The following is a 15,654-nucleotide window of genomic DNA, read 5'->3' on the forward strand; positions in this document are numbered from 1 at the left end:
CACCCCAGCCAACCCTACCCGCGCTCGAACGAGCACACACGCGATCTCGCCCCACCGCGTTCGACAGCCCCTCCGCAAAAATGCGCACCGAGCGCACCCGCTGCCCCCTGCGGCCGGTGCGCCCCGAAGGCACGGCGATCCACGCGATGGAGCCCCCCGGCGCCGCGCACGTCAGCCTCCACCGAGCTGCACAGGCCGCCCCGCGACCGGGGCAGCGCGGAGCAGGACGAGCGTGTCGAGCTTCTTCTTGGCGTCGGAAGCCATGACCGTGCCGGCCAGGTTGTGCGCCATCTCCCAGGGCACCTCGTCGTCCGCCGAGAAGAAGGCCACCGTCGCGCTGCACGCGGCGATGTCCTTCGTGAGCTGCTCGCCGGTGTTCGACAGATCCGGGCCGGCGAGCCCCTTGCGCTGCTTCTTGCCCATGCCGCCGCCGAACGGCCAGATCGCCGTCGCGAGGTCCTTCAGCACCATCGTGCTGACGGCGCAGGAGGGCGGCTTCGACGCGCGCCCCTCGGGGACCACCGTGATCTCCTTCGGGAGGTCGTCTCGCCCGTCGGTCTTGATGACTACCTTCGGCGCGCCGGCCGCGCCGAGCTCGCTCACGACGGCGGCGACGGCGCTCGGCTTCGCCCTCTTGTCGGCCAGCAGCGTCACGGGCTTGCCCTCGATCGGCAGCTCGCGGATCACCTTCGTCAGCTTCTCGGGCCCCTCCTTCTGCGCCAGATCCACGCGCTGTCCGCCGATGTAGGGGCCCATGGAGTCGACGAGCAGCTCGGGCATGCCCTTCGGCTTCGGCGGCGCGACGGGCGCCTCGGCGCTCGGGGCTACCGTGGCGACCGCGCCAGGCTCGGCGGGCTTCGGCGCGCTCTCGCACGCCGCCGCGGCCAGGATCAGGCCCGCGGCGACCGCGAGGCGCGGCGAGGCGCTGACAAGGAGGCAGGAAGCTCTCATGGCGCGGCAGTGTAACCAACCGGCCTGGCTCCGCGCACCTCCGCTGTGCGAGAGTCCGCGCGATGGCTTCCCCGCTCGTCGAACGGCTCGCGCAGCTCGGCTCGTCCGCCCGAACCGCCGTCGAGGACGAGCGGGGGCAGACCACCTTCGCGGCGCTCCTGGAGCGAGCCCTCCGCGTCCGCGGCGCGCTGCTCGCCGGCGGCTCGCGGCGCGGCGCGGGTGAGGCCGAGAGCCCGGGCTCCCTCGAGGGCGAGCGCATCCTGCTCCTCGTGTCGCCCGGCGCGGCGTGGGTCTCGGCCTTCCTCGGCGCCCTCCTCGCCGGGGGGATCGTGCTGCCGCTGTCGGCGCTCTATCCGCCGGCAGAGCTCGAGTGGCTCGCGAGCGACGCGGGCGTGCGGCGGATCATCACCGACGGCGAGTTCGCCGCCGTGGCCGCCCCGATCGCGCAGGGCCGCGCCGTGCTCCGCGTGGAGGATCTCGAGCGCGCCGCACCCGGGCGAGACGCGGCGATCTCCGACATCGCCGCGGACGATCCGGCGCTCCTGCTCTACACGAGCGGCACGACCGGCAAGCCGAAGGGGGCGCTGCTCACGCACCGCAACCTGGCCGTGCAGGCGGAGCTCCTGCGCGCGGCCTGGGGCTTCTCGGATCAGGACCTGTTGCTGCACGCGCTGCCGCTGCACCACCTCCACGGCGTCGTCATCGCGCTCATGACGTCGCTGCTCGCGGGCAGCGCGACAAGGATGCTGCCGCGCTTCGACGCCCAGCGCGTCGCCGCCGAGATCGCGCGCCGCTCGGTGACGTCGTTCATGGCGGTGCCGACCATGTACCAGCGGCTGTTCGAGCACGTCGACCGGGGCGGCGCGCCCGGCTTCGCCGCGGGGGCGAAGGCCCTGCGGCTCGCGACGAGCGGCTCCGCGGCGCTGCCGGTGACGCTCGCCGAGCGCTGGCGCGACCTCACCGGCACGATCCCGCTCGAGCGCTTCGGGATGACCGAGATCGGCGTCGGCATGAGCAATTCGCTCGATCCAGGCGCGCGGCGGGCAGGCTGGGTCGGCTTCCCGCTGCCGACCGTCGAGGCGCGCATCACGGACGACGCGGGCAACGCGTGGGCGCCGGGTGAACGAACGCCGGGGGAACGGCCGCCGGGCGACCCGCCAGCGCCGCGCGACGCCGCGGTCGCGCGAGGCGAGCTCTGGATCCGCGGGCCGAGCGTCTTCAAGGGATACCTCGGGCGCGAGGACGCCACCGCCGCGGCCTTCCAGGACGGCTGGTTCCGCACCGGCGACGTCGCCGAGCGCTCCAGCGACGGGTGCTTCCGGCTCCTCGGGCGGACCTCGGTTGATATCCTCAAGAGCGGCGGATACAAGCTGTCCGCCCTCGAGATCGAAGAGGCGCTGCGGGAGCACGGCGCGATCGCCGAGGTCGCGGTGATCGGCGTCCCTGACGAGGCGTGGGGAGAGCGCGTCGTCGCGGTCGTCGTCGCCGCGCCCGGGCGAGAGGCGGAGTGCGCCACCGGACCGCTCCGCGCCTGGGCGAAGGAGCGCCTCGCGCCCTACAAGGTCCCACGCGAGTCGATCGTCGTGCGGGCCCTGCCGCGCAACGCGATGGGCAAGGTCGTCAAACCAGAGCTGGTGAAGGCCATCGCAGCGGGCATTGCCGTGGAGGAGCGCGGCCCTCTCGCGCGGTAGACGCGCGAGACGCGCGGTCGTCGCTGGACGCGCGAGACGCGCGGTCGTCGCTGCTTGACCGACGCGCTCGGCTCCGGCCTACTCGACGCCGATGCAGCCTGCCAGCCCCATGGTCCAAGCCCAAGCCGCGTACGGCGGCCTCGCGGTTCAACCGTTCTCGCACCCCACGTACACGATCAAGCGGCCTTTCTGGTCGCTGCTCGGCCGCAAGTTCCACGTCTATGCGCCCGACGGCTCTCTCGTCTGCTTCGTCAAGCACCCGCTGCTCAAGCTGCGTGAGGAGTTCACCCTCTTCGCGGACGAGTCGGAGTCGCAGCCGCTGCTCACGATCCGCTCGCGGCAGGTCATCGCCCTCAACCGGTGCCTCGACGTCCTCGACGCGCGCACCGGCGAGCGCGTCGGCACCATCCGCTCGCGCGGGCTCAAATCGATCGTCCGCGACACCTGGGACATCCTCGACCCCGCGGATCAGCCGGTCGGGCTGATGCAGGAGGACGGCGCCGCGCTGCTCCGCCGCATGTTCCCGCTCCTCATCGGGAAGTGGCACATCGAGCTCCATCAGCAGGAGGTCGCGAAGGTGAAGCAGGTGTTCCGGTGGTTCGTGAAGGAGTTCACGCTCGACCTGTCGATGAACCAGGGGCGAATCGACGCCCGGTTCGCCATCGCCTGCTCCCTGCTCGCCCTCATGGCCGAGACAGCGCGCGAGTCCCGCTAGGCCCCACCCGAGACCCGCCGCGGCCTCGCGAGAGGCCCGCGGAGGCCGCGGCCGGCGCGGCCTTCGGTCGCGCGCTCGGCGGTCGCGCGCTCGCTCGCCGAAACTTGGCCCATTTCCGCGAGCTCTGCGAGGGTCCCGCGCGATGCGCCTCGATCCTGTCTCCCGCCTCGACTCCGCCTCCGAGGAGGGCCGACCGACGTCCCCCCCTGCGCCCCCGTGCGGCACGGCCCGCTTCGCCCCGAGCGGGCAGGGCGCCGACTCCGAGCGCGAGCTCAGGTCGCAGCGCTTCCTCTGGGCGAGCGCCCCGGCGGCGCCCGACGGGCAGCTCCGCGCGACGATCGAGGAGGCCGTCGAGCTCGCGCTGGCCCTGCGCGGCGCGCTGCCGCCGCGGGTCCAGGAAGGCGCGCCGGTCGAGGTGGTGATCGCTGACCAGATCTTCCGGGCCAGGGCGCTCGGCGCCGCGGGCCTCGCCGTCGCCCTTCCGCGCCTCGCGGGCGGGCGCTCAGCCTCGCCGCGCGCGCTCCACCCGGACGACAGCGCGACGCTCCTCGCCTGGCTCGGCGCGGCGCGCGAGGCGCCCGTCGCCCTCGTCTTCGACGCGGACGACAGGTCCGCGCAGGTGCTCGCGCCGGTGCCCCTCGCGGACCTCGTCGAGAGGAGCACGCGCGACGGGTACGGCGGCGTCTCCTCCATGTCCCCGCGCGGGCAGGCGCGGAGCCTCGCGGCGCGCGGGGAGGAGCGCCCCGTCGGGCCGGCGCAGCCGAGCGCCGGAGCGAGAGCCCCGGTCGAGGCGCTCCCGGCGAAGCCGACAGCCGTGGACGAGGCGCCCCAGGCCGGACCGACAGCCCCGGACGAGGCGCACGAGGCCAAGTCGACGGCCCCCGAAGCGCATGGAGCGCCGGCGTCGCCCGCCTCCGCCGAAGGGCGGACGGACGGGCGGCTGCGCGGCGTGCTGCCCCCCCGCTCCTCGAGGATCCGCCGCGCGGACGCGCCGGCGGCCGTCGCCGGGAGAAGCGCCGTCGCGGCGCGGGCGCCGGGCGCGAGCACGCCGCCGGCCACGGACGAGACGGCCGCGATGGCGCCCGCCAGCGGCGCGCCGGGCGCGCCGGCCGCCGAGCCGGGGGCGCCGCACGAGGAGCGCGGCGCAGCGATGACGCTCAGGCCGCCGCGAGGGGCGCATGAGGCCGCGCCGAACGCGCCAAACGCGCCAAACGTCGACGGAGCCCAGGCGGACGCCGACGCGCCCCCGCAGGCGCGGCGGGAGCGGAAGGCGCCGCGCGACCGGATCCTCAGCGCGGCGGAGTGGCGCGCGCTCGCCGTCGAGCTCGACAACGCCCGCGGCCCGAAGCCGGTCCGGGTCATCGAGCAGCTGTTCGCGACCCACTACACGCCGCTGCTCGGCGCGACGCTCGCCGGTGAGACGGACGCTGCCGTGCGCGGCGTGGTCGACAGCTGGAGGACCAGCTTCGAGCACAGCTACCGGGAGGCGTTCTCGGCGCTGCGCGTGACCGGCAAGCGGCCGCCCATGGTGTTCGACGCCCCGGACATCGCCGCCCGCATCGCCCGGCTCAACGGGGCGCGCGGGGTGAAGCTCCTGCTCGTGGACGCGATGCGCTTCGATCTCGGCGAGCGGGTCGCCGCGCACCTGAAGGAGATCCTGGTGGATCGGGCCATCCTGGTCGAGCGATCGCTCCTCTGGGCGGCGCTGCCGCCGACGACGACGGCGCAGATCTCGCTGCTCGCCCGAGGGCCGGACGGGCTCCGCGAGACGATGCCCCCGAGCGAGGCGGAGCCCGCCATCGCCCGCGGGCGCGCGGTCGCGACGCTGCGGCGCGAGCGGGTCGGGTCGCGCGAGCTGATGAAGCTCGACCTCGTGGAGGCGCGCCTGCGCGCCGCCGGGCCGCCGTTCGCCGAGCGGATCGAGGCCATCGCGGAGGAGGTCGCCGACGTGATCGCGCGGTTCATGGCCAGCCTGCCGCCGCGGACGCTGCTGCTCGTGTTCGGCGACCACGGGTTCCGCATGACGCCGATGGGAGACGGCAGCGCGACCGGCCCGGCGTCGCAGGGCGGAGGCTCGCCCGAAGAGGTGCTCGTCCCGGCGCAGGCGTGGCTCGTCGGCGGCGTGCACTGAGCGGCCCTGGACTCGACAGGGGCGCGCTGGCGTTCCTGGACGGCGATTCCCGGTTCCTGGACAACCACCGGCCCTTCCTGGAGGGCACGGCCGTGTCATGGCGCCCAGAAGGGCTACGCGGAGGGCGCTGCTCCGGCCGAGAGAAACGCGGTGAGCGCCGGGAGGACGAGCGCCGGATCCTCCAGGTGGGGCGCGTGCCCGAGCGGCACCATGTGCAGCGTGGCGCGCGGGATCGCCGCGGCCGCGGCGATGCCGATCGGCGCCGGGAACACGTCGTCGCGCTCGCCCCAGAGCACCAGCGTCTCCACGTCGATCTCGCCGAGCCGCGGGAAGCGATGGGGAACGGCGCCGAGGGCGGGGAACAGCGCGTTGAACGCGGCGACGGGCGCGACCCGGCCGTCGGGCACGGCGTAAAACTCGCCGTGCAAGGCGGCCAGACGCTCGCCGAGCGGGGTGGGCTGCGGCGGACGGAGGCGGCGGAAGAGCGCGGGGCCGAGCACCCGCACCAGGCGCTCCGGCGGGGCGCGGAAATAGGCGCGGCTCCACGCGGTCATGACGGGACCGACCCCCATCGCGCCGATGAGCACGAGCTTCCGCGGGCGCGCGCGCTTGCGGAGCGCGATCTCCGCCGCGACCAGCGCGCCCAGGGAGTGGCCGACGAGGGCGGCGCCGCCGAGATCCAGCTCTAGGAGGAGCTCCTCCACGGGATCGGCGAAGAAGCGGAGGCCTTCCTCGAACCCCCCGCCCTCGAAGGGCGGAGACGACGCGTGACCGAAGCCGGGAAGATCCACCGCGACGACGCGGTGGCGCCGCGCGAGCTCGGGGAGCAGCGGGAACCACGTCGTCGCGGCGTTCCCGCGGCCGTGCAGGAGGACCACCGGCGAGCCGCCGCCGCCCTCCAGGTAGCGGAGCGTCGAGCTCAGCGCGGCGCGGCGGTGCACGGCGAACGGCGGCGCGCCCGCGGTGAGCTCCGCAAGGATCGCGCTCTCGACCGGGCCCAGGCGGGAGACGACGGCGTGGACGTTCGTCACAGGCGCATTCCGTAGCGCGATCGAAACGGCGCGGGAATGCCGCAGCCCAGAACCAGAAGAACCAGCGGGAGAGGGCCGCCGCCGCGTCCCCTCCTTCAGTCCCTGCCGTGCCCGGGGCCGAGGATGAGCTGCATCTTGGACACGGGCTCGAAGCCCTCCACGTGCGGCGGGTGGTGACACTGCGTGACGCAGCTCTGGGGCGGAGGCGAGAGCACGATGAGCCCCTTCTTCTCGGGATCCTTCGCGTGAAGCGAGCCGGGGCCGTGGCACTCCTCGCACTGCACGTTCTGCAGCGAGGCGTTGTGCGTCACCGTGGAGCCGCCCGGCTTGCCGTACCCGGTCACGTGACAGCTCACGCAGTCCAGGTTGAACTCCTTGAAATCCTGCTGCAGCGTGGCGTAGGCCCGCGCGTGCGCGGTGCCGTCGAAGAACTTGCGCTCCTCGTCGTGGCAGTTCGTGCAGGCGTCGATGCCGATGTAGCTGGCCTCGCCCTTCGCCGGCTTCTCGGGGACGCGATCCGCGAAGGCCTGCTTGTTGTGGTCGTTGACCCGTTTGTAATAGGCGAGGAGCTGCCCGGCGACGTCCTTGTCGGCCCCGAGCTTCTCGCGCACCTCGACCGAGCTGTAGCGGAAGAAGCTGCCGGTCACCTTCGTCTCCGCCGCCTCGAGCTGCGCCTTCTCGGCCCGGAGCTTCTCGAGATCCGCCTTTCGCGCCTCGACGTCCTTCGCCGCCACCCGCTTGTCGCCCTCCCAGCCGTTGAGGCGGATCTCGAGCTCCCGGATGCGCTCCGACAGGCTGATGAGCTCCCCGGCCTTCGCGACGCCGCCCGCGTCGGCGAACACGAGCGGGCCGCTGCCGCCGCCTCGAACGAAGAGATCCACGACCGCCACCGACTGGAGGTGGTTCGGCGTCTCCACGACCAGCGTCGACCCGATGATCTCCGGCGGCTTCGGGCCGTCGTTGCCGTCGCCGCGCTCGCTCGGCTTGCCGAGCACCAGCACGTGCAGCTCCGGCACGTTGTCCGCGAGCCGCAGCGCCTCGCCCCTGGGCAGCGCCGCGAGCCCCACGAAGACGCTCGCGCCCTGCTTCTTCGCCTCCTCGACGCCCGCCTTCATCGCGTCGATCGCCGGGCCGGCCTTGACGCCGTCGGGGTAGGCGCCGGCGCGGCCCTTCGGGTCGCTCACGCCGATGAGGCCCACCTTCACGCCGGAGACGTCGCGCACGACGACGCCCTGGACGCCCTGCGCGCCCTCGAGGTTCTTGCCGAGCAGCGCCGCCCCGGACTGCGCCTGGTACTTGCCGAGCGCCTCCGCGCCGAGCGCCCAGTCGTTCTCGCCAGGCGCCCACGCCGTCAGCCCGATCTCCTTCGCCGCCAGCGCCATCGCCTCGGCCTTCCACGCGTCCTGCGAGGAGCGCTCCGGCTTCACCTCGGGGTCCGTGAAGAGCATCGGCCCCGCGCCGACCACGAGCCGATCCGGGGCCTCGCCGCGCTGGGACTCGATCAAGGCGGCGAGGTGGTCGATGCCTCCCAGCTGATCCTTCGTGCAGCCGCACGGCTCCAGCGCGCCAGCGACGGTGCTGAGCACGTAGAGCCGCACCGTCGGCTTGTTCGCGTTCACGTTCGCGTCCACGTCCGCGTCCGCGCTCACGGCGGCCGTCGCAGGGAGCTTGCACCCCTGACAGGCCGAAGCGAAGGCCGCCGCGGAGATCGCGACGAAGGGGATCAAGAGCGCGTATCCGCGACGCACTCCGCGAAGAAGCGAGCGCTTCATGCTCGCGCTATAGCACAGGGGCCCGGGCGCACCGCCGGGGGCGCGCCGAGAGGGCGGGGGCGCGATCAGAAGCCCGACGGAGCGAAGGGCAGGACCGTCTTCAGGTCCGCGTCGTTGAACCGGAGCTGCAGGCCGATGAAGTAATCCCGGCGATCGGCGTTCAGGATGTCGTCCATCCCGCCGAGCAGCCACAGCTTCCGGATGAACTCGTACGCGAGCGCGACGCGCCAGCGCGGCGACAGCTCCTCGCCGAAGCCGAACAGGTCCTGGCGGAGCTCGAACCGATCGTCGAGCAGATGGAGATCGAGGCCGAGGCCGCCCGTCGACTCCTTGATGCCGAACCGGCCCGTGAAGGGGCCGAGCCGCTTCGCGAACTGGAACGAGAACCGGAAGGCGTTCGTCGTGATCGTGCGGACCTCGCGGTAGTGCGCGGGCTCGTTCGGGTTGGTCGTGTCGACGTCGATCTGCTGGAAGTCCGTCTTGCCGCGCGGGTCGTTCACCAGCTCGACGACGTAGTACTTGTCCTCCGTCGGCTGGAGCCTGAGCTCGACGTAGCTCTTGATGGTGTTCGCCAGGAAGTTGTAGTCGGTCCGCAGCCCGACCACCGTCTGGAACCGGCTGAGCCCGCCGACGAGCTCGCCGACGTTCTCGACGACCGTCTCGACCTCGTTGATCAGCGTCTCGTCCCGGGTGATGCGGCCGAGCGTCCCCTCCCCGCGGTCGACGCGCGCGGCGACGCTGTCGACGTGCTTCAGCGCCGACTCGAGGCTCTCGGTCGCGCGGCCCACGCGCTCTGCGGCGCTCCGGAGCTCCCCGGGCTGCCCGTTCCGGCCGGGCACCTCGGCCGCGGCCGTCATCGTGCGGATGTCGCGGGTCACCTGCTCGACGTTGCGCAGGATCTCCTTCAGGCGCGGGCCCGAGTCGCCCGTGATCTGGTTGATGTTGTTGATGGTCTCCGTGACGCCCGCGCGGTTCTCGCGCACGGTCGCGTTCATCTGCTCGGTGACCTCGGCGAGGTTGTCGAGGATCTGCGCGAGCCGCTCCTGCCCGCCCTCGGACCCGACGGTGTTCCTCAGCGTCTCGGTGACGGTCTTGACGTCCTTCAGGATCTCGGAGACCTGCCCCTGCATCGACTGGATCGTCGGCTCGTCGATGTAATAGAGGACCCTCCCCTCGTCGGGGATGCGCGGCTTGCCCTCGGTGCCGGGCGAGAGCACGACGAACGACTCGCCGATGAGGCTCGTCGCGCGCTTGCCGATGGCCGCGTCCTCGTAGAGCGGGACGTCGGGGCTCATCTTGATGTCGATGCGCGCCTGCCCGTTGTAGAGCGAGATCTTGTCGACGACGCCGACCTGGATGCCCGAGATCATCACCCGCGACTGCGGCGACACGCCGATCGCGTCGGGCAGCGTGGCCCAGACGCGGTAGCCGTTCCCGCCGCCGATGTCGCGCGAGACGAAGCGGTACCCGCCGTAGGCCGCGCCCGCGAGCACGATCGTCATCACGCCGACCTTCGCGGCCTTGGAGACCTCAGCCATGCTGCGCGACGGCCACGGTAGCACGAGCCGCCCGCGGGACCGCGCGGCTTTCGCGGCGACGCAGGTGAACGAGCGCCGGGGCGGGAAAGCTGCTAGCCGAGTCGAATGCGGTCATGGTGGGCCAGCGGGGTGTTCGGCGCGGCGCTCGCCTCCGCGGGCGCGGCGGCGGCGGAGCCGCCGGCGCTCACGTGGGAGGCGACGACGCGCTCGCCACAGCCCCCCAAGGCGGTCTCGCCGGAGATCGCCGCGCTCGCGGCGCACTGCGGCAGCGCGGACACGGCGCTCGCCGCGGTCGCCCAGCGCAACGTCGAGCGGCAGCTCCAGGGCGGGGAGATCATGCCGCCCGACGAGCTGGCGTTCACGCTGCGCGCCGCCGGCGCGCCGCACGCCTGGCCGAGGGGATGGTCGATCTCCGGCCGAGGGCTCGGGCCGGCGGAGATCGGGGCGCGGATCGACGGGTGGCTCTCGGGGTGGACCTCCCTCGGGGTGCGGCGATGTGGGGTGGCCCAGGCGAGGAAGCCGGACGGGACGGTGATCGTGTCCGCGATCGGGGTGGACGCGCTCGCGGATCTGTCGCCGCTGCCGACGACCGCGCGGGTAGGGCAATGGGTGACCCTCGAAGGGACGATGCGGGTCCCGGCGACCGCGGCGAAGGTGGTGCTGCTGGGACCGCGGGGCGCGCCCAAGACGGTGCTGAGCTCCCTGTCGGGCGCGCGGCTCCGCTCGAGCTTCGCGGTCGACCAGCCGGGGAGCTGGCTCGTGCAGGTGCTGGCCACGGTGTCGACCGGGCCGAGGCCCGTGCTGGAGGCGATGATCTTCGCGGGGAGCGCTCCGCCGGGCCGGTTCGTCCGCGCGGCGGCGCCGGGCGAGGAGGCCGCGAAGGGGGCGCAGGGCGGCGAGGACGCGATGCTGCGGATGATGAACGCCGCGCGGGCGTCGGAGCGCCTGCCCGCGCTCGCGCGCGACGCGGCGCTCGCCGCGCTGGCGCGGGCGCACTCCGAGGAGATGATCAAGGCGAAGATGGTGGGCCACGACGTGGGCTCGGGCGATCCGGCGGCGCGCCTCAGGGCGGCCGGGTACGAGGCGACGATCGCGGGGGAGAACGTGGCCAGCTCGGGCACGACCGAGGGAGCGCACCGCGCGATCTGGGCGAGCCCGTCGCACCGGGGCAACCTGCTCGACCGGCGCTACCGGAGGACCGGCGTGGCGGTCGTGCGCGACCCGACCGGCCGGGTCTGGGTGACGCAGCTGTTCGCAGGGTGACCGCGGACGCCGCGGCGCTGCGCTGACGTACGCTGTTCCCGTACCCCGAGGGCGGACGCGCCTCGCGGCGAGCGGGCGGGCGCCCGCGGCGCGCCAGCCGCGCGCGAGCGGCTTCGCCGGGCGTGTTCCATGCCTCGCCGGGCGGCCGCCGTGCCGCGCGTGTATCCTTTCGAGCGATGGCTGCACGCCCGCTTTACGTCGGCATCGACCTCGGCACCACGAACTCGACCGCGGCCGCCTTCGACGGCGAGAAGGTCACCCTCGTCCGGAACTCCCAGGGCGCGACGCTCACCCCGAGCGTGGTGCGGATCGACGCGCGCGGGACGATCACGGTCGGCGCGCGCGCGCGCCGGTTCCTCGAGAGCGATCCGCAGAACACCCGCGCGGAGTTCAAGCGGCTGATGGGGACGGCCCAGCCGATCGAGTTCGCGGCGGCGAAGGTCGCGAAGAAGCCCGAGGAGCTCGCCGCCGAGGTGCTGCGCTCCCTGCGCGCCGACGTCGCGGAGCACCTCGGGGTCCTGCCGGCCTCGGCGGTGATCTCCGTGCCCGCGCTCTTCGAGCTGCCCCAGAGCGCGGCGACGTCGGAGGCGGCGCGGCGCGCGGGGTTCGAGCGCGTCGAGCTGATCCAGGAGCCAGTGGCCTCGGCGCTGGCCGCCGGCTGGACGGTCGAGGAGTCGACGGGCAGCTGGCTCGTCTACGACCTCGGCGGCGGGACGTTCGACGTCTCCCTGCTCGAGACGCGCGACGGGCTGCTGCGCGTCGTCGGGCACGACGGCGACAACTTCCTCGGCGGTCGCGATTTCGACTGGGCGATCGTCGACTGGGCGCTCGCCGAGATCGCGCGCACCCAGGGCGTCACCGTGAGCCGCGCCGACCCGCGGCACGCCGCCGCGCTCCGCAAGCTCAAGCTCGCGGTCGAGGAGATCAAGATCGAGCTCACCCGCGCCGACGAGGCGGCGCTCGCGGTGCCCGCGGCGTTCGAGGTGGACGGCGCGCCGGTCGACGTCGACCTGGTCCTGCAGAGGTCCACGCTCGACGCGCTCTGCGCGCCGATCATCGACCGCTCGGTCGAGGTCTGCCGGCGGCTGCTCGCGGCGCACGGGCTCGATGCGTCGCAGCTCGCGCGCGTCGTGCTCGTGGGCGGGCCGACGGTGATGCCGGCGCTGCGCGAGCGCGTCCGGGACGCGCTCGGCGCGCCCTTCGGCGAGGGGCTCGATCCGATGACGCTCGTCGCGCAGGGGGCCGCGATCTACGCGGCGACGGCGGGGCTCGACGCGCGGGCCTCCTCCTCGGGCGCGCGGCCCAAGGAGGAGGGTCGCCGGCTGTGGCTCCAGTACCCGGCCATGTCGAGCGATCTCACGCCCCACGTGGTCGGCCGCGTCATGGAGGGGCCGGGGGCCGCGCCCGAGCGGATCCGGCTCACGCGCGAGGGCGACGGGTGGACGAGCGCCGAGGCGCCGCTCGACGCCGAGGGGGCGTTCGTGGTGACCGTCGACCTGCTGCCGCGCCGGCCGAACGTGTTCAACATCGAGGCGAGCGCGGCCGGCGGCGCGCGGGTGCCGGTGCACCCGCAGGCGATCACGATCGTCCAGGGGCTCACGATCGGCGATCCGCCGCTGTCGCGCACGATCGGGGTCGCGCTCGCGGACAACTCGGTGCGCGTCTACTTCGAGCGGGGCGCGCCGCTGCCGGCCCGGCGGACGTTCGTGCACCACAGCGTGGAGAGCGTCCCGAAGGGCTCCAGCGCGTGCGTGCTGAAGATCCCCGTCGTGCAGGGCGAGCTCGACGTCGCCCACCTCTGCCGCGTGGTCGGGACGCTCGAGATCGACGGGAGCGGGCTCACCGCGACCCTGCCCGCGGGCTCGGCGATCGAGCTGACGCTCGAGCTCGATCGGGGCGGGCACCTCTCGGCGCGCGCGCTGATCCCGTCGCAGGGGCTCGTGTTCGAGCGCGTCGCGCACCTCCTCGTCCCCGAGGCGGCGCCGGAGGTGCTCGACGCCTCGATCGCCGCCATGCGCGAGCGGCTCGCCGCGGTGCGCGAGGCCGCCCTGCGCAGGGACGCGCCGCACGCGCTCGGCAAGGTCACCTACGTGGAGTGCGCGCTCGCCGAGGTGGAGCGCGACGCCGCCGCGGCGCGCGGCGGCGACGCCGACGCGGGGCAGAAGGCGCGGCGCGCGCTGCTCGATCTCGACGTCCTGCTCGAGCAGGCCGAGGCCGACAAGCGCTGGCCGGAGCTCGACGCCGAGGCCCAGGCCGCCGTCGCGAGCGCGTCGACGTGGATCTCGCAGCTCGGATCGAGCACCGAGAAGGCGCTCCTCGAGGAGGCCGCGCAGGGCGTTGCGCGGGCGCGCGCCGAGAAGAACCAGGTCGAGCTGCAGCGGCAGCTCCGGCTGGTCCGCAACCTGAGCAGCGCGGCGTTCCAGCGCCACCCGAAGGCGTGGGTGTGGATGTTCGAGGACGCCGCCTCCGAGGCGCACCAGGCCTCGGATCTGGTCCGCGCGCAGCGGCTCGTGCGCGACGGGCGCGGCGCGGCGGAGCGCGGCGACACGGCGACGCTCAGGACGATCACCGAGGAGCTCTGGCGCCTCTTGCCGGTCGACGCGCAGAAGCGCAGGCTCGGCCACGAGTCGGGGGTGCGGTGATGGACGACGCGCTCCGCCGCATCCGCGACAACCCGTTCTACGTGCTCGGGCTGCGCCCGAGCGCGAGCCGCGCAGAGATCGAGCGCGAGGGGCAGAAGCTGCTCGGGATGCTCGAGCTCAAGCTGGCGAGCGCCGCGGCGTACCCGACGCCGGTCGGCCCCGGCGCGCGGACGGCCGACAAGGTGCGGCAGGCGATGGCGGCGCTGCGGGACCCGGAGCGCCGCCTGGCACACGAGGTCTGGGCGCGGCTCGACCCGAGGCCGCCGCCGAAGGACGATCTCGACGACGACCTCGGCGAGCTGCCGCCGCCGGAGCCGCCCGGGGAGGATCCGCGCGCGCCGTGGCCCGAGGCGCTGTCCGCGCTCGGCTGGAGGGCACGATGAGCTGGGGCGGCCTCCTGGTGCTCGCCATCCTCGTGCGGGTGATCAGCGAGGCGGCCGCGCGGAGGGCCTCGCCCGGGGCGGCGCCGCGCCCCCAGATGCTCGGCGTGGGCCTCTGGAACGTCGTCGTGCTGTTCGTCTTCGCGCCGATCGCGATCCTCCTCGCGCTCGCGCTCGCCGGGGGTCAGCTCTGGTGCGCGGTGCCGCTCGCGCCGCTCGCGCTGCTCATGGCGCCCTGGTCCTTCGCTCGCCACGCGCTCATCCCGCTCGGGCTGCCGCGCGCCGCGTACTTCGTCGCGTCGCTGTCGGACGGGGCCTTTCGCGCCGACCGGCGCGGCGGCGCGGCGCTCGCGGCCGCGTGGGCGCTCTGCCGCGCGCGGAAGCCGGACGCCGCGGTGGAGGCCTGGGTCAGCGAGCGGATCGAGCGCGTCGGCGCGGCGCCCGCGCCCTCCTCGGCGAGCGCCGCTCCGCTGCGCGGCGCGGGCATCGCCGCGGGCGCGATGCTCGCGGCGCACCGCGGCGACGTGGAGGGCGCGCGGGCGCTCTTCGACAGCGTCGCCGGCCTGGACGAGCGCGCCTGCCCCGACGAGGCCCGCCGCATCGCCGCGGGCTGGCTCGCAGCCGAGGCGGCCTCCCGCGGCGACTGGGGGGCCGTGAGCGGATACGCGTGTGTGAGCGGCGGCCGGGCGCTGTCGCTGCTCGGCGCCGTCGCGGCGCGGCTGCTCGGCGAGGCGCCCGCGCCGGGGGCGCTCGGGCTCTGGCTGCGATGGCTCATCGCGCCCCGCCGCCGCGCCACGCTCCCGCTCGTGCGCCGGGCCCTGGCAGCGGGCGCGGGCGCGCCGCGCCCGGAGCCGGAGGCGCCCGAGCCCTGCGCCGCGAAGGTCGCCGAGGGCGATCTGTGGAGCCGGGCGGTGCTGCTCCACGCCGCGCTGCTGCTCCGGCCCCGGGGCCAGGTCTCGGGCGACGACCTGAGGCGGCTCGGCGGCGCGTGGGACGCGGCGCTCGACGACGAGCGCGCGCAGGCCGAGCTCCGCGAGCGGGCGGCGTCGCTCGGCGCCTCGGGGGCGCAGGCGGCGCTCGGCCCGCTGGCGCGCGCGGTCGAGGAGGACCTCGCGGCGACGCTGCGCGCGGCGCGCGTGCCGCGCGCAGCGTGGGACGACCTCGGCGCGACCATCGGCCGCACGCGCCGGCGCCTCCGCGACGAGCTCCTGTCCGAGGTGGAGATCGCGTGCGACGCCCTGCGCCGCCGCGTCGACGAGCGGCGCGAGCTCCCGGCGCTCTCGGAGTGGCGCGAGTGGACGTCGCTGCGCGCTCAGTACGAGGCCGCGGCGATGCTCGTCGGCGGGGAGTTCCGCCGCCTCGCGTTCCCCAAGCTGCACGCCGACGTGTGCCACGCGGCCGTCTGGCTGTTCAACACGCGCAAGGAGCGGGTGATCGCGAACGCGATGTTCCGGTGGCTCCTCGCCGAGGCCGAGGCGCTCGGCGACTCGCGCCTCACGGCGCTCCAGCGCGGCAACGTCGAGTGCGGGGTCTGACGCGG

Annotated in this window: 11 protein-coding genes; 7 read left to right on the top strand and 4 right to left on the bottom strand. The window is 74.6% G+C overall.

From position 1 onward, the window contains the following. Positions 1 to 171 precede the first annotated feature (171 nt). Positions 172 to 951 carry an ExbD/TolR family protein gene (locus WMF12_RS40010; RefSeq protein WP_437853692.1) on the bottom strand — a complete coding sequence of 260 codons (780 nt, stop codon included), beginning with the start codon at positions 949 to 951 and terminating at the stop codon, positions 172 to 174. Positions 952 to 1,013: 62 nt separating this feature from the next. Here WMF12_RS40010 and WMF12_RS40015 point away from each other — a divergent pair, with 62 nt between their 5' ends. From WMF12_RS40015 to WMF12_RS40025, 3 genes are all read left to right on the top strand, one after another. Continuing rightward, complete coding sequence (locus tag WMF12_RS40015; RefSeq protein ID WP_437853694.1) at positions 1,014 to 2,642, top strand: AMP-binding protein; 1,629 nt, start codon at positions 1,014 to 1,016, stop codon at positions 2,640 to 2,642. A 109-nt stretch (positions 2,643 to 2,751) separates the two neighbouring features. After that, entirely contained in the window at positions 2,752 to 3,357 is a 606-nt protein-coding gene (locus WMF12_RS40020; protein WP_437295507.1) for a hypothetical protein, read from the top strand. Positions 3,358 to 3,499: 142 nt separating this feature from the next. Beyond that, a complete protein-coding gene (locus WMF12_RS40025) occupies positions 3,500 to 5,488 on the top strand; it encodes a hypothetical protein (protein WP_437853696.1) in 1,989 nt (662 codons plus the stop codon). A 113-nt stretch (positions 5,489 to 5,601) separates the two neighbouring features. On the opposite strand, the gene WMF12_RS40030 is transcribed toward WMF12_RS40025, so the two are convergent. The 3 genes from WMF12_RS40030 to WMF12_RS40040 form a co-directional block, all read right to left on the bottom strand. After that, complete coding sequence (locus WMF12_RS40030) at positions 5,602 to 6,519, bottom strand: alpha/beta fold hydrolase (RefSeq protein WP_437853698.1); 918 nt, start codon at positions 6,517 to 6,519, stop codon at positions 5,602 to 5,604. A gap of 95 nt (positions 6,520 to 6,614) precedes the next feature. Beyond that, positions 6,615 to 8,291 (bottom strand): multiheme c-type cytochrome, encoded by a 1,677-nt coding sequence (locus tag WMF12_RS40035; protein ID WP_437853699.1) that lies wholly within the window; start codon positions 8,289 to 8,291, stop codon positions 6,615 to 6,617. 65 nt (positions 8,292 to 8,356) lie between these two features. Next, on the bottom strand, positions 8,357 to 9,829 hold the full coding sequence (locus WMF12_RS40040) for an MlaD family protein (RefSeq protein ID WP_437742004.1): 1,473 nt from the start codon (positions 9,827 to 9,829) through the stop codon (positions 8,357 to 8,359). A gap of 105 nt (positions 9,830 to 9,934) precedes the next feature. On the opposite strand from WMF12_RS40040, the gene WMF12_RS40045 reads away from it, so the two are divergent. The 4 genes from WMF12_RS40045 (at position 9,935) to WMF12_RS40060 (ending at position 15,649) form a co-directional block, all read left to right on the top strand. Next, the gene (locus tag WMF12_RS40045; RefSeq protein WP_437853701.1) at positions 9,935 to 11,092 is read left to right on the top strand and encodes a CAP domain-containing protein; all 1,158 of its coding nucleotides are present in this window, start codon (positions 9,935 to 9,937) and stop codon (positions 11,090 to 11,092) included. Positions 11,093 to 11,268: 176 nt separating this feature from the next. Next, complete coding sequence (locus WMF12_RS40050; protein WP_437853703.1) at positions 11,269 to 13,734, top strand: Hsp70 family protein; 2,466 nt, start codon at positions 11,269 to 11,271, stop codon at positions 13,732 to 13,734. Further along, positions 13,734 to 14,117 (top strand): hypothetical protein, encoded by a 384-nt coding sequence (locus WMF12_RS40055; RefSeq protein WP_437853705.1) that lies wholly within the window; start codon positions 13,734 to 13,736, stop codon positions 14,115 to 14,117. The genes WMF12_RS40050 and WMF12_RS40055 overlap by 1 nt, the downstream gene beginning before the upstream one ends. Further along, positions 14,114 to 15,649: a hypothetical protein gene (locus tag WMF12_RS40060; RefSeq protein ID WP_437853707.1), complete on the top strand. Its 1,536-nt coding sequence runs from the start codon at positions 14,114 to 14,116 to the stop codon at positions 15,647 to 15,649. Before WMF12_RS40055 ends, WMF12_RS40060 begins: the two co-directional genes overlap by 4 nt. Positions 15,650 to 15,654 lie beyond the last annotated feature (5 nt).

This window comes from Sorangium sp. So ce363 (genome assembly GCF_051520435.1).
Classification (GTDB): Bacteria; Myxococcota_A; Polyangia; order Polyangiales; family Polyangiaceae; genus Sorangium; species Sorangium cellulosum_B.

Excerpts from the sequence above, each read along its gene's own strand:
- WMF12_RS40010 (WP_437853692.1), bottom strand. The coding sequence starts at position 951 with ATGAGAGCTTCCTGCCTCCTTGTCAGCGCCTCGCCGCGCCTCGCGGTC.
- WMF12_RS40015 (WP_437853694.1), top strand. The coding sequence starts at position 1,014 with ATGGCTTCCCCGCTCGTCGAACGGCTCGCGCAGCTCGGCTCGTCCGCC.
- WMF12_RS40020 (WP_437295507.1), top strand. The coding sequence starts at position 2,752 with ATGGTCCAAGCCCAAGCCGCGTACGGCGGCCTCGCGGTTCAACCGTTC.
- WMF12_RS40025 (WP_437853696.1), top strand. The coding sequence starts at position 3,500 with ATGCGCCTCGATCCTGTCTCCCGCCTCGACTCCGCCTCCGAGGAGGGC.
- WMF12_RS40035 (WP_437853699.1), bottom strand. The coding sequence starts at position 8,291 with ATGAAGCGCTCGCTTCTTCGCGGAGTGCGTCGCGGATACGCGCTCTTG.
- WMF12_RS40040 (WP_437742004.1), bottom strand. The coding sequence starts at position 9,829 with ATGGCTGAGGTCTCCAAGGCCGCGAAGGTCGGCGTGATGACGATCGTG.
- WMF12_RS40045 (WP_437853701.1), top strand. The coding sequence starts at position 9,935 with ATGCGGTCATGGTGGGCCAGCGGGGTGTTCGGCGCGGCGCTCGCCTCC.
- WMF12_RS40050 (WP_437853703.1), top strand. The coding sequence starts at position 11,269 with ATGGCTGCACGCCCGCTTTACGTCGGCATCGACCTCGGCACCACGAAC.
- WMF12_RS40055 (WP_437853705.1), top strand. The coding sequence starts at position 13,734 with ATGGACGACGCGCTCCGCCGCATCCGCGACAACCCGTTCTACGTGCTC.
- WMF12_RS40060 (WP_437853707.1), top strand. The coding sequence starts at position 14,114 with ATGAGCTGGGGCGGCCTCCTGGTGCTCGCCATCCTCGTGCGGGTGATC.